A 20,723-nucleotide genomic window follows, 5' to 3' on the forward strand; every position below is an offset into this window, starting at 1 on the left:
TCTGAAATTCAGACGGCCTTTTTTTATCTGTTTTTATTTACATTTTTGCTGGATATTCGCACAAATCATTAATCAAACATTTGCTGCATTGCGGTTTCAAAGCCTTACATGTATAGCGGCCGTGCAAAATCAACCAATGATGGGCATCCATCAAAAATTCTTTGGGAATAAAGCGCATCAGCTTGTCTTCAACTTCACGCACATCCTTGCCCGGCGCGATTTTGGTGCGGTTGGCCACACGGAAAATATGGGTATCGACCGCCATAACAGGTTGCCCGAATGCAGTGTTCAACACCACATTGGCTGTTTTACGGCCAACACCGGGCAAAGATTCCAAAGCCTCTCGGTCAGCAGGCACTTCTCCGTTGTATTTCTCTAGCAAAATACGGCAAGTCTGCATTATATGTTTGGACTTGGTTTTGTAGAGACCTATGGTTTTGGTGTATTCCATCACGCCATCCAGCCCCAAATCCAACATGGTTTGCGGCGTATTGGCAACGGGAAAGAGTTTGGCAGTCGCTTTGTTCACGCCGACATCAGTCGCCTGTGCAGACAATAAAACGGCGATAAGCAGCTCAAATGGCGAGCTGAAATTCAACTCGGTAGTCGGATGAGGATTGGCAGCGCGGAAACGCTCGAAAATTTCTTGGCGGATTTGTTTGTTCATAGTTGGAATTGTTTTTATATGGCGCGGCAATTATATCCGATGGAGCTGCTTCAAACAAAGCAGGCCGTCTGAAACACATTCAGACGACCTGATAATCAAACAGCCTACTGTTTATTTTTTACTCAAAGTTAGCCCTGTCCAGCCAAACACCAGCGTCAGAGCCAAGCTCAAGTAGCAGAAGAAGGCGTAAGGCAGGTATTCCCAAACAGGTACGCCCAAGGCATGGCTGATAAATACGCCGCAGACGCTCCAAGGTACCAACGGGTTGATGACCGTACCCGCATCTTCCAGCGTACGGGCAAGGTTGCGCGAATGCAGGCCGAGTTTGTCATATACCGGCTTAAAGGTTTCGCCGGAAAGCAGGATACTTAAATATTGTTCGCCAATCAGGAAGTTGACGCCGACCGATGTCATGGCCACGCTGAAAGTAGCGCGTCCGGCATTGGTCAGGAACGCACGAATGGCTTCCAACAAAGACGGAATCACACCGATGCTAAACAACAGGCCGCCCAAGCTCATGCCGAGTATCACGATGGTTTGCGTAAAGAACATGCTTTCTAAGCCACCGCGCGAAATCAAGCGGGCAATGTCTTTGAATGCTTCGCCTTCAAGTTTGTATCCGCTGTAAAACCACGCGCCCAGCTGTTTCAAATCAGGCGTACTGTGGAAGTAAGTGACAATCAGCGCCACCACAACGGTAAACAACATGGCCACAATGGCATTGACGCGCATCAGGGCAAGGATAACTAGTAAGGCAAACGGAATCAGCGAGTAGGCATGCACCAAACCGGTTGCCTCCAATTGCGCGCGGAAAGCCTCGACGCTGTTCATATCATGTGCAGCCACATTAGGTAAAAGCCACAACATCAACGCCGCACTGATCAACCACGCAGGCACAGTGGTGTACATCATGTTTTTGATGTGCTCGAACAAATCAATGCCGACAATCGAAGCGGAAATACCGGTCGTATCGGAAAGCGGCGACATTTTATCGCCGAAGAATGCGCCCGACACAATCGCACCTGCCGTCATCGCCATATCGGCATGAAACGCAGCCGCCATACCCATAAAGGCCACGCCGACAGTTGCACAAGTCGTCAAACTACTGCCGATGGAAATACCGATGACCGAGCAAAGCGCAAACGCCGAAAAATAAAAATAAGTCGGCGAAATCAATCCGAAACCGTAATACATCAGCGTCGGAATCGCACCGCTCATCATCAGCGCACTGACCATCAGGCCGATAAAGAAAAACAGATAAATCGCACCCATGCCCTGCCCGACCGCACCTATCATACCGTTTTGCATGTCTTGATATTTCAAGCCGCGCATCAAACCGTACAACAGCAAGACCACAATCGCCGTCACAATCGACATATGCGGCAGCCATTCAAGCGAAATAATCGTATAGCCCATTGCCGCCACCAAAGCCAAGGCCACAGCGATGGCCTCAAAACGCGGCATATTAAGTAAGGATTTGAAAGCAAACATAGTTCTTTGCCTTTTTAATAAGTATTTAACAGATTTTAGCATAACAGGCCGTCTGAAACCCGATTTTCAGACGGCCTGCCTGTTATTTTATAAAAATAGCTCCAGCAAAATTGAGACACTTTCTTTAAAAATATATCAAATTATTAAAATTAAACATTTTTAAATAGAAATAAATGAAATTTTATTGCTTTTTAAAATGTCCATCATGCAAAAATGCCATCACCTGCTCGACCGTTTTACGGTTAAACAGCATACCGCTATGGCTGACAGGCAAAACGACATGATCGCGCATATTTGGACAATGCGTTTCGCTGACCAAAACCGTACCATCATGTTCGCCATGCAAACCTAAAACACGGCCCAGCCCATACGGTTTATTGCCGGCAATACTGCCCAGCTCAACACCCTCTGGCAATTCAGGCATACTGCCGTCCAATGCGCCTTTGTAAGAGCCGCCCAATACCGGCTTTTGCAAACCCAAATTGAGCACACGTTGCGCAGCCCGGCTGCCTTGATGCGGTGTACCCATGGTAACGATACGGCCGCTGACTTTATCCGGATATGCAGCCGCAAAATTACGTAAAACCAACCCGCCCAAACTATGGCCGACAAAGTGCAGCGTTTCATCAGCATGGTTCTCATCAATCCATCGCGCCAAGTCCTCAACATGCCGATTCATCGAGTGCAACACACTGTAATAATCGAACAGAGCAACTTCAAAACCTTCTTGTTCCAGCAAATACGCCAGAGGTTTCATTACCCATGAATGCATGTGCAAGCCATGCAGCAAAATGATTTTGGCCATTTTTTCCTCCTGTCATTTAAATCATTATGCCACAAAGTAAAAAGGCCGTCTGAAATCCCATAAGGTTTCAGACGGCCTTTTATCATGATGGATTATTCGTCAGCTTTGTAGCCTTTTATAGCAAAGAAGACGATATAGACATAACAAATCGCTGATACAACGAAAGAAATCATCAAGCCGTAAGTATCCGCTGCCCAACCTTGTACCACAGGCACAATCGCACCGCCGACAATCGCAGTACACAATACGCCGGAAGCGCTGCTGGTAAATCGACCTAGACCTTTGGTTGCCAAAGAGAAAATGGTTGGGAACATGATGGAGTTGAAGAAGCCGATAGCCAACAATGCCCACATTGCAACATCTGCACTGGCTTTACCTGCCAACATAGCAACGCCCAACAAGGCAACAGCAGCAGTAGCGTTAAATGCCAAATAGCGGTTAGGCGCAATTTTCGCCATGATAGCAGAGCCTAAGAAACGGCCGACCATTGCACCGCCCCAGTAGAACGACAGATATTTTGCTGCAGATGCGTGGTCCAAACCTTTCAGATAGCCCAACACGCTGACCAACAAAGAACCGATAGATACTTCAGCACCAACATAACAGAAAATACCGGCCGCACCAAAAACCAAATGACGGTATTGCCATACGCTGTGTTTGCCATCATGGTTGTGTTCGCTCTCTTCTTCAGCAATTTTGTTTGCGTCAGGCAGACGAATCATTTTGACGAATACAGCCAAAATAATCAGCAGACCGGCCAAACCTAAATATGGAATTTGAACAGAAGAAATTTGCTCGGCTTTGCTGACAGTTTGTGTCGCATCAGCCAAAATCAGGAATGCGCCGATTTGCGGAGCAATGGTCGTACCCAAAGAGTTAAATGCCTGAACCAAAGTCAGTGTTGCAGATTCTTTACCCGGTTTGGACAGCAAAGTCACATAAGGGTTACCCGCTACTTGCAACAGTGTTACACCTGAAGCCAAAATAAACAATGCACCCAAAAAAGTTGCATAAGAATGACTGCCGGCAGCAGGATAGAAGAGTAGACAGCCAATGGCAGTCAATACGAAGCCGCTAATCACGCCGTTTTTATAGCCGATTTTGCCAACCAAATAGCCCATCGGGATCGACATAATCGCATAAGCGGTAAAGAAACAGAATTGAATCAGCATCGCCTGAACATAAGTTAGGTCGAAAATATCTTTCAAATGCGGAATCAAAATATCGTTCATGCAGGTAATGAAACCCATCATGAAAAAGAGTGTGGTTAGGACAACCAGCGCAGGAGTATGATTTTGTTGTGAATGCGCAGACATGATTTGCCTTTCGTTTTGTTAAGATTTGCTGGAAAAATGAGCTTAAATCAGTTCATTAAACTTAACACCCATTAACAGCCGCCCGTATCATACTGATAATCCGTCACTTTGAAAACTATTTTCTAACAGCCGACTACATTATCCTTCAGTCGTTTAATTTTAAAAATTTCAATAATATTGGATTTATCTTTTATTAGATTAAAAAATAAAGGCATAATCCTCTTATTAAGCCTGTTATTTCTTTTTTACAATATCACTTGATGTAACTCAAAACATGCCCCCTCTTTACGCTTACCTTGCCCTGATTGCTTCTGCCTTCACTTCAGCCACACTACTTCCGGGTACATCCGAGGCAGCATACGCCGCATTTGTGTACCAATACCCTCAACATGCCCTCAGTGCATGTTTGTGTGCCGGTTTGGCAAATGGCTTGGGCAGTATGGTTTCGTATTACATGGGCAGAATGTTTCCGGCCAAGAAAAGGCCGTCTGAAAAAGTATTGGCGCGTATACAAAGATGGGGAATTTGGCCGCTATTATTTGCATGGTTGCCGATTATCGGCGATGCCCTCCCCCTTGCCGCAGGCTGGCTCAAGCTTAATGCCTTGCATTGCGCCATCATTCTGATTACAGGCAAACTGCTGCGCTATGCCATGATTTATTGGGGGATGAACGCAGTTGCCGGATAAGTTTCGACAGTCAAAAATAAAGGCCGTCTGAACAATTCAGACGGCCTTTTGCCTTTAATTCGACAATTACAAAACTTTCACAATGCTTTCGCACAGGTAGTCGATGTTATCATCGGTAATGCCTGCAACATTAATGCGGCCGGAACGGACGGCATAAATGGCAAACTCGTTTTTCAAACGGTCAACTTGTTCGGGAGTCAAGCCGCTGAAAGAGAACATGCCGTTTTGTTCGATAATGAAATCAAAGTCTTGGGTTGCACCTTTGGCTTTGAGCAACTCGACAAATTTTTGGCGCATGGCTTTGATACGGCCGCGCATTTCATCGAGTTCGGCAATCCATTGTGCTTTCAAATCATCATTTTTCAACACCAGCGCAATGGTGTTCGCACCGTGTGAAGCCGGATTGGAATACAAGGTACGGATGATGGTTTTGACTTGGCTGTGGGCGCGGGCTGCTGTTTCTTCATCTTCGGCCACCAAAGTGAACGCGCCGACGCGCTCGTTGTACATACCGAAGTTTTTAGAATAAGAACTGGCAATCAGCAATTCTGTATTGTGTTTCAAAAACACGCGCAAGCCGTAGGCATCTTCTTCCAAACCATTGCCGAAGCCTTGGTAGGCAAAGTCAAACAGTGGTAACCAGCCTTTTTCGGCAGAAAGTTTTGCCAAAGTTTCCCATTGTTCAGGCGTAGGGTCGATACCGGTAGGATTGTGGCAGCAGCCGTGCAGCAGGACAATGTCGCCTTTTTGCGCTTGGCTCAAGTCTTCAATCATGCCGTCCCAATCCAAACCGTGTTTGGCGGCATCATAGTAACGATAAGGTTTATCTTGGATACCAACCGCTTTGGCGATGGCGTTGTGGTTTGGCCAAGTCGGATTGGAAATCCAGATGGTTTGCGCGTTCAACTGGCGTTTGACAAATTCGGCCGCAATGCGCAATGCACCTGTACCGCCAAGGCTTTGCGCTGTTTTGGCGCGACGGCTGGCAATGATTTCGTGGTCTTTGCCAAACAGCAGAATTTGGGTTTGTTCATTGTAGTCGGCAACGCCGTCGATGGTCAGGTAGTTTTTGGTTGTTTCGCTTTCCAACAGGCGTTTTTCAGCCTCTTTAACGGCTTTGACAATAGGCGTCGCGCCGGATGCGTCTTTGTACACGCCGATACCGAGATTGACTTTCTCCGGACGGGTTTCGGCTTTAAACGCCTCGCCCAAACCTAAAATCGGATCAGCAGGAGCAGCTTCGATATGCTTGAAGAACATGATTTTTCTCTTTACAAGTAGTAAAACGGTTGAAAAAATACAAATTTATGTAATTTTACGCCGTTTCAGGCCGTCTGAAAACGGATTATTACAGGGTTTTAACGCAAGATTGCCAACAAATCCAAAGGCGTGGCAATACGGAAATCGGCAAGCCAGTTTTCGGTTTGGTCTTCGGCAGAAATATAGCCCCAATCGGCAAGCACGGTCGTCATGCCTGCATTTTTGCCTGCCTGCATATCGCGCTCTGCATCACCGACATAAAAACATCGCTGCGCCTCAACGCCAATCTGTTCGCACGCATAAAACATAGGCTTCACGCTGGGCTTGGGTTCATCGCAAGTATCGCCGCTGACAATCACGGCAGGAGGCACGGTAAACCCGAGCTTAGGCACGAGGACATCGGTAAAACGCATGGGCTTATTGGTAATAATGCCCCATTGGATACCGCGTTGAACTAAGGCTTCCAACATTTCGTTTACGCCGTCGAACAAGATGGTTTGGTCGGCATAGCAGCGGCTGTATTCGTCCAAAAACTCTTTGCGCCATTGCATATAGTCCGGATGGTCGGGCGTAATGCCTGCACCAAGTTTGAGCAAACCGCTCGCACCGTGGCTGGCCTGCGGACGGATTTCATCCATGCTTTTTTCTGGCAAACCGTGTCGGCGCAATACCGTATTGAGCGCGCCACCCAAATCAAGTGCGGTATCGGCAAGCGTGCCGTCAAGGTCGAATAATACGGCTTGGGTCATAAGTGTTCCTTTGATGATTTTAGAAGGCCGTCTGAACAATCCAACAAGTTTCAGACGGCCTGAATATGGTTAATGGTGATGATGTTCGTGCATTTCCTGCGAACACAAAACTTCATCTTTATGCGGATGCTGTTCGCTCTCAATCTGAATCGTACAATGCCCGATGTTGTGATGTGCCAATTCATATTCGATGCGGTAGGAGATTTGTTCGGACTCTGCAACCGTCATACTGCCATCGACAACAATATGACAGGACAAAACGTGGATATTGCTGGTAATCGTCCAAACATGCAAGTCGTGAACGGATTTTATGCCTTCCGTATTACGGATAACGCTGAGCAACTCATCGGTATGGATGTTTTCCGGCGCACCTTCCATCAAAATGTGCAAAGCCTGTTTAAACAGCTTCCAGCCGCTGCGCCCTACCAAAGCCGCCACCAATACGCTGGCAACCGTATCCGCCCATTGCCAGCCATACGCCATTATTAGCACTGCTGCGACAATCGCCCCTATCGAGCCGAATAAATCGCTGATTACGTGCAGATACGCGCCGCGCATATTGACGTTTTCTTCGGTATCGCCATTCTTCAACATATAAACGGCGACGCCGATGTTAACCAGCAATCCGATGATACTGACCACCAACATGCCGCCCGTCAAAATTTCCGGCGGATAAAACAATCGTTTGACTGCTTCATAAAAAATCATCGCCGCAATCAACACCAGCGACAATCCGTTAAACATCGCCGTCAAAATTTCAAAACGCTTGTAACCGAATGTCTTTTGCAGCGTGGTCTGTTTCTCGCCAAGTTTGAATGCCCACAATGCTACGCCCAGCGAAAACGCATCGCTGAACATATGCCCCGCATCGGAAAGCAGGGCCAAAGAGTTGGTCAGCCAGCCGCCGACCGCTTCAACCAGCATAAATCCGGCAATGACGAAAAATGAAATACGCAATACCTGCTTATTGGCGGTATGCGTGTGCGCGTGCGAATGATCGTGATGATGTGCCATGATGATTTTACCGTTTCAGACGGCCTTTTTATCCTGTTTCAAACTTTTCTCAAAATCTTCCAACATGTCCAGCTCAAAACGGCTGAATCCAGCACGTTCTCGCGCTTCGATATTGACGTAGCCGCGAAAGATAAACATATCGTAACGCGCAATCAGGCTGCGGAACAAGGCAACCGGTTCCAAACCGCGTTCACGGCAAAGATGCTGATACCAATGATTGCCGATGGCGACATGCCCCACTTCATCACGATAAATAATATCCAGTACATCGCAGGTTTCCATATCGCCACGTTGCGCCACTTTTGCACGAATACCCGGCGTGACATCCAAACCGCGCGCTTCCAATACCCGCGGCACCAAAGCCATGCGCAACAAGGGATCGTAAGCGGTTTTATACGCCATATCCCACAAATGCCCGTGCGCTTCAAAATCGCCGTAATCGTAGCCCAAGCTGTTCAGACGGCCACGCATCAAGCCGAAGTGAAATACTTCTTCTTTTGCTACCCTTACCCAATCGCGTACAAACTGAAACGGCATATTGCGAAAACGATACGCCGCATCCAAAGCCAGATTAATCGCATTAAATTCAATGTGCGCAATCGCGTGCAACATAGCCGCATATCCTTCGACCGTATTCATCTTGCGCGGCGTGACTTCCGAAGGCGCAACCAAACGCGGGCGTGAAGGATGCCCGGCAAATCGGCAATCCACGGGTTTCGACTCTTCAACCGTCAAACCTTCCGCCTCGCCCAACTGCGCAAACAAAGTCTGCGTCAATCTTCCCTTTTCATCCAGATTGTCCGACAACAAAGCCTGTTCCAATAAAGGATAAGGATTCAGATACATACAAAACCATTGTTTTAAAAAGACAAATATTATAGCCGTTTTAAAAAGCAAACAGAAAGACTATAATTTCATGCTTTCCGTAAAATGACATTAAATGCTACACCAAACCCTTGTGTGATTCATTAAAAAAACGTCAAAACCAAATACAGGCCGTCTGAAGAAATGAAATTATTTCAGTCACTTGATTGAATTTTTCATATTTACACAAATTAAACCCTCTATTCAGCCCCTTGCCTGTTACACCATAACGTCTATACTGAACCCATCTCTCCGAACAAGGAACCAAAACATGAAAACTACCCGACTGTTCACCCTGACCGCTGCCGCGCTGCTTTCTTCAGCCATCGGCTTTGCACAAGCTGGCGCAGTGGACGCCCTGAAAAAATTCAATAATGACGCCGACGGTATCAGCGGCAACTTCAGCCAAACCGTTCACAGCAAAAAGAAAACCCAAACCACACACGGTACATTCAAAATCCTGCGCCCGGGCTTGTTCAAATGGGAATACACCAAACCCTACAAACAAACCATTGTTGGCGACGGCAAAACCATTTGGCTCTATGACGTAGATTTGGCGCAAGTAACCAAGTCCTCACAAGACCAAACCATCGGCGACAGCCCTGCCGCCATCCTCTCCAACAAAACCGCATTGGACAGCAGCTACACACTAAAAGAGGACGGTTCTGCCAACGGTATCGACTACGTTTTGGCTACGCCTAAGAAAAACAACGCCGGCTACCAATACATCCGCATCGGCTTCAAAGGCGACAACCTCGCCGCCATGCAGTTGAAAGACAGCTTCGGCAACCAAACCAGCATCAGCTTCAGCGGTTTGAACACCAAGCCTAACCTTTCCAGCGGTATGTTCAAATTTACTCCTCCTAAAGGCGTTGATGTCTTGAGCAACTAAGCCTCTAATGAAACACAAAGGCCGTCTGAACAACAGACGGCCTTTTATTTAGTTCAATTCAAAATCAAACACACTGTTACTTTTGACCTTGAATGGCAGCGGCAATTTTTTCTGCGCCTTTTTTCGCCCAGTCTGCCTGTTTGGCTTCCACCATCACGCGCACGACAGGCTCGGTACCGGAAGCACGTAAGACCACGCGGCCTTTGCCTTCGAGTTCTTTTTCCACTTCAGCCAAAGCCTCTTTGGAAGCGTCCTGCCAGTTTTGGCCTTTTTTGATGCGGACGTTAATCATGGTTTGAGGATAAGGCTGCCAATCGGCGCAGACGGTGGCAAGGTCTTGATTCAAGGTTTGCAATGCGGCCAAAACTTGCAGCGCAGAAATGATGCCGTCACCAGTATTGTGTTTGTCCATGCACAAAATATGGCCGCTGGCTTCGCCGCCAATCAGCCAACCGCGTTGGTGGAGCTGTTCCAACACATAGCGGTCGCCCACTTTGGCGCGGCAGAAATCAACGCCCTGCTCTTTCAAAGCAATTTCCATCGCCATATTGGTCATCACTGTACCCACCACGCCGCCGATTTCCACACCTTCGTGCGCGCGTGCTTTGGCAATCACATAAATCAGGCTGTCGCCGTCATACACTTTGCCATTGCGGTCAACCATCATCAAACGGTCGCCATCGCCATCCAAGGCAATACCGTAATCGGCTTCATTTTGCAATACAGCCGCTTGCAGAGCTTTCGGATGGGTTGCCCCACATTTCTCATTGATGTTGTAGCCGTTTGGCTCATCACCGATACTGACCACTTGCGCACCCAATTCGTGGAATACTTTAGGCGCAACTGCATAGCCTGCACCATTGGCGGTATCGACCACTAATTTCAGACCGCGCAAGTCCAAATGACTTGGGAAAGTGGATTTACAGAACTCGATATAGCGGTCATCCGCACCATTAATCCGGCGCGCGCGGCCAAGACGGCTGGACGGCTGGGTTTTCATTTCCTCATCGATTTTGGCTTCGATTTCCAACTCGATTTCATCGCTCAGCTTCACACCGCCTTCAGCAAAGAATTTAATGCCGTTATCGGAATAAACATTGTGGGAAGCAGAAATCATCACACCGGCAGACAAACGCAAAGCACGGGTCAGATACGCTACGCCCGGGGTTGGCAGAGGGCCGGTTTGAATAACGTTGACACCGGCGGCAGTAAAACCGGCAATCAGCGCAGCTTCCAGCATATAGCCTGAAATACGCGTGTCTTTGCCGATTAAGACAGTCGGTTTAATTTCACCTTCATGCTGTACCAAAACCTGACCTGCCGCATAGCCTAATTTCAAGACAAAATCAGGATTAATAGGAAACTGACCAACTTCGCCACGCACACCGTCAGTACCGAAATATTTTTTTGCCATGAGATAACTCCGTGATTGTTTTGTCGTATGTGAATATTGTTGAACTTCTTTAAAAGAATCTTGATTGTATTCGAAGGCCGTCTGAATCTTTCAGACGACCCTTGATCATGAGAATAATTTACTACTTCAGTATTATAGCAAGATCCGGATTTCCTGCACGAAAAAAGCGCATCCTTTTGCAGAATGCGCCTTCTATTCGAGATTTAAAATCAAATCTTAGAATTTAGCACCAGACTGATTAGCCATGTAATCAACTGCAGCTTTCACTTCATCATCGCTCAGGCTACCGTTACCGCCTTTGGCAGGCATTGCATTAAAGCCTTCGAGTGCGTGTTTGTGCAGGGTGTCTTTACCTTGTTTGATACGAGGAGCCCAGTCTTCTTTTTTACCTACATGAGGAACACCTGGAACTGCACCACCGTGACATGCTTGGCAGTTGGCTTCATAAACTTTTTTGCCGTCTGCGCCACCGGCTGCTGGAGCTGCCGCACCTTTGTCATCTGCTTTGGCCGCATCTGCTTTAGGGGCTTCTGCAGGAGCTGCACCTTCAGCCGCCGGAGCTGAAGCGGCTTCACCGGAAGCGGCTGCATCGGCAGGAGCTGCGGCATCAGGATCAGGGAAAGTACCGCCGGCTTTGTTGGCCATGTAAGTAATGACGCGTTTCAATTCTTGATCGGTCAAATCAGCCGCACCGCCTTTGGCAGGCATTGCGTTGAAACCATTCAGAGCGTGTTGGAACAAGGTATCGAAACCTTGGGCAATGCGAGGCGCCCAATCGCCTTTGTTTTCAAATTTAGGCGCTTTGGGAACGATGCTGTCCGCTGCGTGACATTGAATACAGATTTTATTGAAAATCTGGTCGCCTTGACGCTCGCCGACTGGAATACCATCGCCCAATTTCAGTTGGCCGACTGGCTGGATACGGGTTTGAGTTGCAGCTTCGGTTGTTTCGGCAACATCGCCGAATGAACCGCTTCCCGCCAGTTTGATCAGGAAGTAAATCACTGCAATGACAATAACGATACCGCTCACAAGGGTGAACAATGCAGAGCCTTGGGCTTTGTGGTCGCGGAGTTGTTTCATTTGGTAGGCCTCGCCGTTAGGTTAGGTTGTGCTGTAAGTTATAGTTTATGTGTTAAACGCAATTAACAATATTTTGCTGGATTATACTGAATTCGCAAAGGCTTTCCAATCCATCTTGAGAAAAAGATACGCAAAAATCCTCAAAAAGACCGTCTGAATTCTGTAAACCTTTGTAGTTAATTGATTATTCTAGCCATGCAAAAAAGTGACCGCCAATGCCACTTTCAGACACTTTCAAGATAAACTTTGCCAATAAAGCCAATATGCGTTAACCTTACGGCTTCCGCACCCATAGCTCAGTTGGAAGAGTGTCAGTTTCCGAAGCTGGAGGTCACAGGTTCGATCCCTGTTGGGTGCGCCAATTATAAAGAGGCCGTCTGAAAGATGAAAATTTTTCAGACGGCCTTTTGATTTACTTCAAATAAAACTACATTCAATTTCAGATTGAACGGCTATTGCAACACTTTGGCAAATGCCTCGGCCACATAATCGATATTCGATGCATTCAAACCAGCTACACACATCCTGCCCGAATCCAGCAGATAAACGGCAAACTCGTCGCGCAGGCGGTGTACCTGCTCTACGGTCAGGCCTGTATAGCTGAACATGCCGCGCTGTTTGATGAAATAGCTGAAATCGCGATTGGGAATTTTGGCCGTCAAAACATCATAAAGTTTCTGACGCATGGCACGGATGCGGTCGCGCATGGCGTAAACCTCGTTTTCCCACAAAGCGCGCAGCTCCTCGCTATTCATCACATCAGAAGCGATGTATGCGCCATGCGCGGCAGGGCTGGAATAAATGCGGCGGACGGTAAATTTCAACTGTCCAAACACCAGTTCTGCTTCTTCCTTATTAGGACACACTACGCTCAAACCGCCGACACGCTCGCCGTACAGCGACAGGTTTTTCGAGAAAGAGTTGCTGACAAACAAAGGCAGACCCATTTCGACGGCTTTATGGATTGCATAGGCATCACTGTCTAAATCTTCGCCGAAACCTTGATAGGCAATATCCATAAACGGAATCAGCTTGTGCATTTTGATAATGTCCAACACCTCATCCCATTGCGCTTGCGACATATCTACGCCGGTCGGGTTTTGACAGCATGGATGTAAAATCAAGACGCTGTTTTCCGGCAATGTTTTGAAAAACGCAGTCATCTCTTCAAATTTCACGCCGACGGTTTTAGAGTTGTAATAAGGATACGTCCCCACTTCAAAACCTGCACCTTCAAAAATACCTTTATGGTTGTCCCAAGTCGGATCGCTGACATAGGCTTTTGCATCAGGGAACCAACGGTGCAAAAAGTCGGCACCGACTTTCAACGCCCCTGAGCCGCCTAAAGTCTGTACGGTCGCAACGCGCCCTTCTGCCAATGCCGGATTATCCTTGCCAAACAACAAACGCTGAACGGCACTCCGATAAGTGTCCAAACCTTCCATCGGCAGATAAGGAGATGGTCGCGGTACAGCCGCACGCTCTGCTTCTGCTCGGCGGACAGATTCCAAAACCGGCATTTTGCCTTCGTCATCAAAATAAATGCCGATGCTCAAATTGACTTTTTCAGGGCGCTCGTCGCGCTTGAAGGTTTCAACCAAACTCAAAATCGGGTCACCCGGATAATACTCGACATGACGGTACATGGTGCTTCCTTTGTTTTCAGACAGAATTGATGCAAATTGTGGCACTAAAAGTCCTTATTTGCAAAATCAGGCCGTCTGAAAAATTCAGACGGCCTGATTATTTTTAAACGCTACCAATCTACTCGTTTCAAATCGTTTTGTGCCAATACATCCGCATGCTCGCTGCGGCTTTGATATTCCCTGTCCTGCAAAATGCGGCGGGCGACATAATTTAAATGCAGTTTAGCCGCTTCCGCCGCCTCGGCCGGTTTGGCCTGGGCAATGGCTTCAAAAATAGCACGGTGCTGGGCAATCAGCGTCGGGCGCGGGTCTTCGGTTTGATGGATATAGATAATGCCGCTGCGTGTTTGCTGATAAAGCATTTTGAGCAGGCTGCTGGAAAGATGGCTGAACAGGATATTGTGTGCAGCATCGGCAATGGTTTGATGGAAGCTGACGTCTGCTTCGGCTTGATGCTCCAAATTTCCGCTTTCACAGGCCGTTTCAAACTTCTGCCGCCAGAAATCAATGCGTTTCAAATCGGCATCAGTCCGTCTTTCGGCGGCCAGCGCCGCCATACAGCCTTCAACGTGACAGCTGAAATCAAATACGTCTGTTTCCCAATTGGTATGTTTGCCGAGCAATTCCTGCCAACTTTGCAAAAAATCCTGTTGCGGCTTGACGGAAACATAATAGCCATCGCCCTGCCGCGCTTCCAAAACCTGCTTGGCAATTAAAATATTCAACGCCACCCTGACCGACGGACGCGACACGCCGAATTCTTCCGCGAGTGTACGTTCGGGAGGCAATTTACTGCCTTCTTCATAAATGCCGGTCGCGATACGTTCTTCTAAAACGGCTAAGACCTGATCACTGATTTTTTGAGGACGAACCAATTTCGTCATGTTGTATTCCTGATGATTGAAGGACAGTTGTATTCAAACGGCCATAAATTGGATTGACCAATTAGCCGCCCATTCTAATCAATCCCCTATTTTTTCGTCAAGAAATGCCATTCTCCCCATTGTAAGCAGTTTAATTCAAACACATTCATTTTTATCAAGTAACCTCACCAATGCCTTCAAATCAATATTTTGGTATGACCAATCTCAATAAACAACCTATGCGCCCAAAATCTGAAAATATTGATTTAGATTAAAATCCCACTGCTTCTATTTAACTAGACTTTATGTATAATGCTTAGGTATTAGTTAACATAATTCCTAATAATAGAGAGAAACGATATGAAATACCCACCATTACTTATATTACCCATTGCCTTAGCCGTATCCCAAGCATGGGCAGATACTAACCCTGCACCTGAAGAAACGGTTACCCTTTCCCCTGTCACCGTCACCGGCACACAACAAGAAAAAGCCAATCGCGTTACTTTCAACCCCAAAGCTGCTTTACAACCCCTCCCTGCCGGAGACGGGGCAGACCTTTTACAATCCGTGCCCAACATGAGCATCATCCGCAAAGGCGGCAGCTCGGGCGATCCGTTATTTCGCGGTTTGGGCGGCTCGCGCCTCTCCGTCAATGCCGACGACCAGTTTATTTATGGCGGTTGCGGTATGCGCATGGACCCGCCGACCGCCTATATCCACCCAAATTCATTTGATAAAGTCGTGGTCACCAAAGGCCCACAAACCGTTACCCAAGGCATGGGTTTGGTCAGCGGCTCAGTGCAATTTATCCGTAAAGATCCTGATTTCACTGAAAAACCTTACAACATCAATGCCACTCTGACAGCAGGCAGCAACGACCGCCTTGACGGCTCGCTGGAAGCCGAGTTTGGCGGCAAATACGGCTATGTCCGTACCAATATCTCCCATAACGAAGCCGACGATTACAAAGACGGCGACGGCAACCGCATTCACTCCAACTTCAAACGCGACAGCCAAATGTTGCAACTGGGTATTACCCCGACAGAAAACACCACCATTGCCGGCACATACGAACGCAGCAGAGCCAAGGTTGCCTACGCCGACCGCATGATGGACGGCAGCAAATTCGACCGTGATGCATGGAATATCCGTTTTACCCAACGCAACCTCACCCCATGGTTCAGCGAGTTGGAACTGCGCTACGGTAAAAGCGAAATCGACCACGTGATGGACACATACAGCCTGCGTACCATCCGTAACCCTGCCGGCATGCAGATTAAAAATGCCAACAACCCTAAACGCAATACCGATACAGGCCGTCTGAAAGCCACTTTCGACTGGGACAAGCTCAACCTGCAAACCGGTTTGGATTATCTGGACGACGTCCACGTCGCACGCATGGAGCGCGGCGGCGACGGCTACAGCCACAAGCCTTACATGCCCAACCAAAGTTTCAAACAATGGGGTATTTTCACCGAAGCCTCTTGGCAGCAAACCGACAATCAACGCTGGGTAGCAGGTTTGCGCCATGACCAAGTCAAAGCGCATTACGATACCGCGCGTGTGACCGACCCCGTTTTGAAACATCAAAAATTCAATTTGAACTCAGGCTTCCTGCGTTGGGAAAGAAATACGGACAACGGCCTGAAATACTATGCCGGATTCGGCATTGCCGAACGCGCGCCTGACTACTGGGAACGCCTGCGCTCCGAACACAAAGCCATCCGCGCAGAGCAAAACCGCCAAATCGATGCAGGCATCATCTGGAAACGTCCTAACCTCCACGCATCCGTATCCGTATTCGGCAGCAACATCAAAGACTTCATCATGATGGAGCGCCAAGGCATGAATTTCAACGTGCGCAACATCAACGCTTCACGCTTTGGCGGCGAAGCCGAAGTCAAATGGACATTTGCGCCTAACTGGGAAGTCGGCACCAGCCTCGCCTACACCCACGGCAAAAACCGTACCGACGGCAAACCTTTGGCACAAACGCCGCCGCTCGAGTGGAACAACACCCTTGCCTTTGACAACGGCAAATTCAGCGCAGGCGCATTATGGCGCGTCGTGGCCAAGCAAAACCGTTACAGCAAAGGCCAAGGCAATATCGTCGGCCAAGACATCGGCGCCTCTTCGGGCTTTGGCGTACTTTCGCTCAATGCCGGTTGGAAATTCAGCAAATACGCCACATTGCAAGGCGGCGTGGACAACGTGTTCAACAAAACCTATGCTGAATTCGTCAGTCGCGGCGGCGACCCGTCTGCCGGTACCCAAACCATGCGCGTGAACGAACCCGGCCGTACTGCATGGCTGAGACTGCAAGCGAAGTTCTAACCAACCTCGCACATCTATAAAAAGGCCGTCTGAAAAATGTTCAGACGGCCTTAATATTTTTCATGATGTTTTAAACAAACAGCTCGGCGAAGCAATGCAACGCCGGACTGTCTGCCCACTATCGGATTAAATCAAACCCAAAGAGTTGATGAACACCACAACAATCGCAATCGGCGCAAGATAGCGAAGCGCACCCAGCCACAGGTAAAGCAGCTGTTTCGGCACGGTACTGCCCATGCCCGCATCGCGCAGGACGGACTGTTTGTCCTGAATCCATGACGTAAACACGGCAACACTCAAAGCACCGATCGGCATGATGACGGCGGAAATGATGAAATCCCACAAGTCAAAAATGGTTTTGCCGAAAATTTTAAACTCGCTCCATACGCCGAAAGACAGCGCCGAAGGAATACCGACTATGAAAATCGCAATACCGATTATCCAAGTGTGGCTGCTGCGCTTTTTCTCGTCTTGGCGGATGGTTGCCGCAATCACGGTTTCCAGCATGGAAAATGCGGAAGTCAGCGTTGCAAAAACAACCAACAGCATGAATACGGCGAATAAATAAGTACCCATCGGCATTTTCATGAAAACCGCAGGTAACACGACAAAAATCAGGCCGGGGCCTTGGCCTGGTTCAAAACCGAAGGCAAATACCGCAGGGAAAATCACCAAACCGGCCAGCAATGATACAAACAGGTTCATCCACATAATCGTATGGCCGGAGCGGAACATATCCTGATCCTTACCCAAATACGAAGCATAGGTAATCATCGCAGACACGCCGATACTCAAGGCAAAAAATGCCTGACCCAAAGCAGTCAGCATCGTGCCCGGTTTCAAATACGACCAATCCGGTTTCAACAAGAATGCCACGCCCTCCATTGCGCCGGGCAAGGTCAGCGAACGGACAGCCAGTGCGATAAAGAGGATAAACAAACCCGGCATCAACACGCGGTTAGCCTTTTCAATGCCGTCTGAAATGCCGCCTTTAACCACCCAAATGGTAATCAGCATGAACAAGCCTTGGTAAAACAGCGAACCAAACGGTGAAGAAATCGTGTTGCCGAACAAGGCTTCAAAGTCTGCGCCGGCATGAATTTCGCCGGTAAAGCTGTGCACGACGTAGTGCAACACCCAGCCGCCGACCACGCTGTAAAACGACAGCAAAATAAAACACGCGGCCACACCCATGCGGCCGACCCACGGCCACTGCGAACCCGGGCGCAATACTTTAAAGGAATCAATGGCGTTTTTACCGCCTGTACGGCCGATGTAAAACTCGGCCAGTTGAACCGGTAAAGCCACCAAAATGGTGAAAATCAAAAACAAAAGAAAGAATACGGCGCCGCCGTTGGTACCGGCTGTATAAGGGAATTTCCAAATTGCACCCAAACCGATGGCCGAGCCTGCCGCAGCAAGCACAAAGCCGATTTTGGATGACCAAGACGAATGATTGCTCATGATGTAAGATTAAGAAACGTGAAGATGCCGAATTGTAACAGGGTGAAGTCAAGCCGTGAGTGGCCGGCAGACCGCCGATAAGCAATTCGCACGGATGGTGCGTGCTTACCAAGCAAATTAGCATGATTTTTTGATAATTAAATTTTTAATAGCACAAATTTTATTTTTATATTCTAAATTTGATGGTTTATTTTAAAAATAAGCATATAAAAAGCCGTCTGAAACCTTGTTTTTAAGGTTTCAGACGGCCTTTATCCTTAAGCCGCTTTATTTTTTCATGGCATCGGTCATAACTTTGACATTGTAGCGGTACATGCCGATGTAGCTGTTGGCCGGTGCGCCACCCAATGCATCAGAATACAGGCGGCCGCTGACATTGACGCCGGTTTCTTTGGCAATACGGTCAATCATGCGCGTGTCTTTGATGTTTTCAGTAAAGACGGCTTTAATACCCTCGCGTTTGATTTGGCGGATAATGGAAGCCACTTGTTTGGCAGACGGCTCGGCTTCGCTGCTCACGCCTTGAGGGGCGATGAATTCAATATTGTAGCGTTTGCCCATGTAAGAAAACGCATCGTGTCCGGTCAAAACTTTACGCTTGGCGGCAGGTACGGCATTAAAGGCAGCCTGCGCATCGCTGTGCAGTTTTTTCAGCTGCATTTGATAGTTGCCCAAACGTTGCTGATAGTAGGTTTTGCCTTCAGGGTCGGCTTGAATCAGCGCATTGGCAACGTTTTGCGCATAAGTACCCATCAGGACGGGGTCGGTCCAAACGTGCGGGTCAAACTCGCCGTGATCGTGATGATGGCCTTCATGATCGTGGTCATGATGATGGCCGCCCTCTTCTGCTTTCAAAGCCTGAATGCCTTTGGTCGCTTCGGCAAAAGGTACTTTACTCTGTTTGACTGCACGCTGTACATCGGCGGCTTCCAAGCCCAAGCCGTTGAGCAATACCAATTTGGCACTGCGGATTTTTTTGATGTCGCCACTGGTCATGTGGTAGGCATGGCTGTCTTGGTTGGGGCCCACCAAGCTTTGAACGGCCACACGGTCGCCACCAATCTGTTTGGCCACGTCGCCCAAAATGCTGAAGCTGGTGACAACAGGCAGCGGAGCGGCATAAGCTGCACCGGTCAATAATGCGGCAACGATGCCGAGTTTCCAATGTTTCATATTCTCTCCAGTGATATAACGTAACATTAACATCATCATAAAACAGACCGCCTGATTATTCAAGCGGCCGTCTGAAAAATCATGCCGTGCGATGTTTCTTGCGGCGCAGCCATTTTGCCAAAATGCCGCCTTCCCAACCGAACACGACGGAAATCAGGTAAAGCGTGCCGCAGCATAAAATAATCGCCGGGCCGGACGGGATTTCGATATGGTAGGAAAACAACAGTCCTGCCAAGCCGCAAAGCAAAGCCAATGCTACAGACAAAATCATCAACCAACCCATGCTTTTCGCCCACAGTCTGGCGGTAATCGCAGGCAACATCATCAATCCGACTGACATCAGCGTACCCAATGCCTGAAAACCGGCAACCAGATTCATCACAACCAGCACCAAAAACAGCACATGCCAAAAGCCGCCCTTACCGCCGACAGCCTTGAGGAACAAAGGGTCTATGCTTTCCAACACCAGCGGACGGAACATGACCGCCATCAGCAAAATAGTGACGCTCGCAGAAACGGCAATCAGCTGCAAAGCCGGAATATCCACTGCCAATACCGAGCCAAACAGCAAATGCAGCAAATCGACGCTGCTGCCGTTTTTGCTGACCAAAACCACACCGATGGCGAGGCTGCTCAAATAAAATGCGGCAAAGTTCGCGTCTTCTTTCAATGAAGTAAACCGGCTGACCAAACCTGCCAACAAAGCCATTAGCAAACCGGCCGCAAAACCGCCGACGCTCATCGCAGGCAAACTCAAACCGGCAAACATATAGCCAATGGCCGCACCGGGCAAAACTGCATGGCTCAAGGCATCGCCCACCAAACTCATGCGGCGCATCACCAAAAACACACCGACAGGCGCCGCACTCAATGCCAGGCAGAAAATCGATGCCAGGGCATAACGCATAAAGTCAAATTCGGCAAACGGCGCGACGACCAAATCATATAAATCCATGTTTTATCGCTTTTTTATTAATCTCTGAAAGCCTTAGGCCGT

At 48.3% G+C, this 20,723-nt stretch carries 18 protein-coding genes and 1 tRNA gene; 4 read left to right on the forward strand and 15 right to left on the reverse strand.

Features of this window, described 5'->3' with window-relative positions; all coding sequences use genetic code 11:
• Window positions 1-37: 37 nt before the first annotated feature.
• The 4 genes from nth to O3661_RS09580 form a co-directional block, all read right to left on the reverse strand.
• On the reverse strand, window positions 38-667 hold the full coding sequence (gene nth / locus O3661_RS09565) for an endonuclease III (RefSeq protein WP_371493235.1): 630 nt from the start codon (window positions 665-667) through the stop codon (window positions 38-40).
• Window positions 668-778: 111 nt separating this feature from the next.
• A complete protein-coding gene (gene nhaC, locus O3661_RS09570; protein ID WP_003747540.1) occupies window positions 779-2,158 on the reverse strand; it encodes a Na+/H+ antiporter NhaC in 1,380 nt (459 codons plus the stop codon).
• Window positions 2,159-2,339: 181 nt separating this feature from the next.
• Window positions 2,340-2,963: an alpha/beta fold hydrolase gene (locus tag O3661_RS09575; protein WP_371493236.1), complete on the reverse strand. Its 624-nt coding sequence runs from the start codon at window positions 2,961-2,963 to the stop codon at window positions 2,340-2,342.
• 92 nt (window positions 2,964-3,055) lie between these two features.
• Complete coding sequence (locus O3661_RS09580) at window positions 3,056-4,279, reverse strand: sugar MFS transporter (protein WP_371493238.1); 1,224 nt, start codon at window positions 4,277-4,279, stop codon at window positions 3,056-3,058.
• Window positions 4,280-4,553: 274 nt separating this feature from the next.
• Between O3661_RS09580 and O3661_RS09585 the strand changes: the two genes are divergently transcribed.
• Window positions 4,554-4,967, forward strand: a complete 414-nt coding sequence (locus tag O3661_RS09585) for a YqaA family protein (RefSeq protein WP_371493239.1) — start codon at window positions 4,554-4,556, stop codon at window positions 4,965-4,967.
• 66 nt (window positions 4,968-5,033) lie between these two features.
• On the opposite strand, the gene O3661_RS09590 is transcribed toward O3661_RS09585, so the two are convergent.
• The 4 genes from O3661_RS09590 to O3661_RS09605 form a co-directional block, all read right to left on the reverse strand.
• On the reverse strand, window positions 5,034-6,227 hold the full coding sequence (locus tag O3661_RS09590; RefSeq protein WP_004520646.1) for an amino acid aminotransferase: 1,194 nt from the start codon (window positions 6,225-6,227) through the stop codon (window positions 5,034-5,036).
• Between the two features lie 98 nt (window positions 6,228-6,325).
• Complete coding sequence (locus tag O3661_RS09595) at window positions 6,326-6,976, reverse strand: HAD family hydrolase (protein ID WP_049352777.1); 651 nt, start codon at window positions 6,974-6,976, stop codon at window positions 6,326-6,328.
• Between the two features lie 69 nt (window positions 6,977-7,045).
• Complete coding sequence (locus tag O3661_RS09600) at window positions 7,046-7,990, reverse strand: cation diffusion facilitator family transporter (protein WP_371493240.1); 945 nt, start codon at window positions 7,988-7,990, stop codon at window positions 7,046-7,048.
• Between the two features lie 15 nt (window positions 7,991-8,005).
• Entirely contained in the window at window positions 8,006-8,836 is an 831-nt protein-coding gene (locus O3661_RS09605) for a ferritin-like domain-containing protein (RefSeq protein ID WP_371493241.1), read from the reverse strand.
• A gap of 289 nt (window positions 8,837-9,125) precedes the next feature.
• Here O3661_RS09605 and lolA point away from each other — a divergent pair, with 289 nt between their 5' ends.
• The gene (gene lolA / locus O3661_RS09610; RefSeq protein ID WP_003682545.1) at window positions 9,126-9,746 is read left to right on the forward strand and encodes an outer membrane lipoprotein chaperone LolA; all 621 of its coding nucleotides are present in this window, start codon (window positions 9,126-9,128) and stop codon (window positions 9,744-9,746) included.
• Window positions 9,747-9,822: 76 nt separating this feature from the next.
• Here the strand turns inward: lolA and glmM are convergent, their stop codons facing one another.
• Both glmM and O3661_RS09620 read right to left on the reverse strand, forming a co-directional pair.
• Window positions 9,823-11,160, reverse strand: a complete 1,338-nt coding sequence (gene glmM, locus O3661_RS09615) for a phosphoglucosamine mutase (RefSeq protein ID WP_070589678.1) — start codon at window positions 11,158-11,160, stop codon at window positions 9,823-9,825.
• Between the two features lie 216 nt (window positions 11,161-11,376).
• Window positions 11,377-12,243: a cytochrome c5 family protein gene (locus O3661_RS09620; RefSeq protein WP_049323135.1), complete on the reverse strand. Its 867-nt coding sequence runs from the start codon at window positions 12,241-12,243 to the stop codon at window positions 11,377-11,379.
• Between the two features lie 285 nt (window positions 12,244-12,528).
• Between O3661_RS09620 and O3661_RS09625 the strand changes: the two genes are divergently transcribed.
• Window positions 12,529-12,604, forward strand: a tRNA-Arg gene (locus tag O3661_RS09625).
• 91 nt (window positions 12,605-12,695) lie between these two features.
• On the opposite strand, the gene O3661_RS09630 is transcribed toward O3661_RS09625, so the two are convergent.
• Both O3661_RS09630 and O3661_RS09635 read right to left on the reverse strand, forming a co-directional pair.
• Complete coding sequence (locus O3661_RS09630) at window positions 12,696-13,889, reverse strand: aromatic amino acid transaminase (RefSeq protein ID WP_371493242.1); 1,194 nt, start codon at window positions 13,887-13,889, stop codon at window positions 12,696-12,698.
• A 110-nt stretch (window positions 13,890-13,999) separates the two neighbouring features.
• The gene (locus tag O3661_RS09635) at window positions 14,000-14,773 is read right to left on the reverse strand and encodes a FadR/GntR family transcriptional regulator (protein WP_049331101.1); all 774 of its coding nucleotides are present in this window, start codon (window positions 14,771-14,773) and stop codon (window positions 14,000-14,002) included.
• Between the two features lie 339 nt (window positions 14,774-15,112).
• Between O3661_RS09635 and O3661_RS09640 the strand changes: the two genes are divergently transcribed.
• Window positions 15,113-17,089, forward strand: coding sequence for a TonB-dependent copper receptor (locus O3661_RS09640; RefSeq protein ID WP_371493243.1), 1,977 nt, complete (start codon window positions 15,113-15,115; stop codon window positions 17,087-17,089).
• 126 nt (window positions 17,090-17,215) lie between these two features.
• Here O3661_RS09640 and O3661_RS09645 read toward each other — a convergent pair whose 3' ends face one another.
• From O3661_RS09645 to O3661_RS09655, 3 genes are all read right to left on the reverse strand, one after another.
• Window positions 17,216-18,553, reverse strand: a complete 1,338-nt coding sequence (locus O3661_RS09645; protein WP_371493244.1) for a sodium-dependent transporter — start codon at window positions 18,551-18,553, stop codon at window positions 17,216-17,218.
• A gap of 267 nt (window positions 18,554-18,820) precedes the next feature.
• On the reverse strand, window positions 18,821-19,726 hold the full coding sequence (locus tag O3661_RS09650) for a metal ABC transporter solute-binding protein, Zn/Mn family (protein ID WP_049331107.1): 906 nt from the start codon (window positions 19,724-19,726) through the stop codon (window positions 18,821-18,823).
• Window positions 19,727-19,805: 79 nt separating this feature from the next.
• Window positions 19,806-20,681, reverse strand: a complete 876-nt coding sequence (locus O3661_RS09655) for a metal ABC transporter permease (RefSeq protein WP_003685375.1) — start codon at window positions 20,679-20,681, stop codon at window positions 19,806-19,808.
• Window positions 20,682-20,723 lie beyond the last annotated feature (42 nt).

It is taken from the genome of Neisseria sp. 20925_1_37 (assembly GCF_041433255.1).
Lineage (GTDB): Bacteria > Pseudomonadota > Gammaproteobacteria > Burkholderiales > Neisseriaceae > Neisseria > Neisseria flavescens_D.

Coding starts and splice junctions, on each gene's coding strand:
- O3661_RS09590 (WP_004520646.1), bottom strand. CDS start 6,227: ATGTTCTTCAAGCATATCGAAGCTGCTCCTGCTGATCCGATTTTAGGT.
- nhaC (WP_003747540.1), bottom strand. CDS start 2,158: ATGTTTGCTTTCAAATCCTTACTTAATATGCCGCGTTTTGAGGCCATC.
- O3661_RS09630 (WP_371493242.1), bottom strand. CDS start 13,889: ATGTACCGTCATGTCGAGTATTATCCGGGTGACCCGATTTTGAGTTTG.
- O3661_RS09635 (WP_049331101.1), bottom strand. CDS start 14,773: ATGACGAAATTGGTTCGTCCTCAAAAAATCAGTGATCAGGTCTTAGCC.
- nth (WP_371493235.1), bottom strand. CDS start 667: ATGAACAAACAAATCCGCCAAGAAATTTTCGAGCGTTTCCGCGCTGCC.
- O3661_RS09585 (WP_371493239.1), top strand. CDS start 4,554: ATGCCCCCTCTTTACGCTTACCTTGCCCTGATTGCTTCTGCCTTCACT.
- O3661_RS09650 (WP_049331107.1), bottom strand. CDS start 19,726: ATGAAACATTGGAAACTCGGCATCGTTGCCGCATTATTGACCGGTGCA.
- O3661_RS09640 (WP_371493243.1), top strand. CDS start 15,113: ATGAAATACCCACCATTACTTATATTACCCATTGCCTTAGCCGTATCC.
- lolA (WP_003682545.1), top strand. CDS start 9,126: ATGAAAACTACCCGACTGTTCACCCTGACCGCTGCCGCGCTGCTTTCT.
- O3661_RS09575 (WP_371493236.1), bottom strand. CDS start 2,963: ATGGCCAAAATCATTTTGCTGCATGGCTTGCACATGCATTCATGGGTA.
- O3661_RS09655 (WP_003685375.1), bottom strand. CDS start 20,681: ATGGATTTATATGATTTGGTCGTCGCGCCGTTTGCCGAATTTGACTTT.
- O3661_RS09620 (WP_049323135.1), bottom strand. CDS start 12,243: ATGAAACAACTCCGCGACCACAAAGCCCAAGGCTCTGCATTGTTCACC.
- O3661_RS09580 (WP_371493238.1), bottom strand. CDS start 4,279: ATGTCTGCGCATTCACAACAAAATCATACTCCTGCGCTGGTTGTCCTA.
- O3661_RS09605 (WP_371493241.1), bottom strand. CDS start 8,836: ATGTATCTGAATCCTTATCCTTTATTGGAACAGGCTTTGTTGTCGGAC.
- O3661_RS09645 (WP_371493244.1), bottom strand. CDS start 18,553: ATGAGCAATCATTCGTCTTGGTCATCCAAAATCGGCTTTGTGCTTGCT.
- O3661_RS09595 (WP_049352777.1), bottom strand. CDS start 6,976: ATGACCCAAGCCGTATTATTCGACCTTGACGGCACGCTTGCCGATACC.
- glmM (WP_070589678.1), bottom strand. CDS start 11,160: ATGGCAAAAAAATATTTCGGTACTGACGGTGTGCGTGGCGAAGTTGGT.
- O3661_RS09600 (WP_371493240.1), bottom strand. CDS start 7,990: ATGGCACATCATCACGATCATTCGCACGCGCACACGCATACCGCCAAT.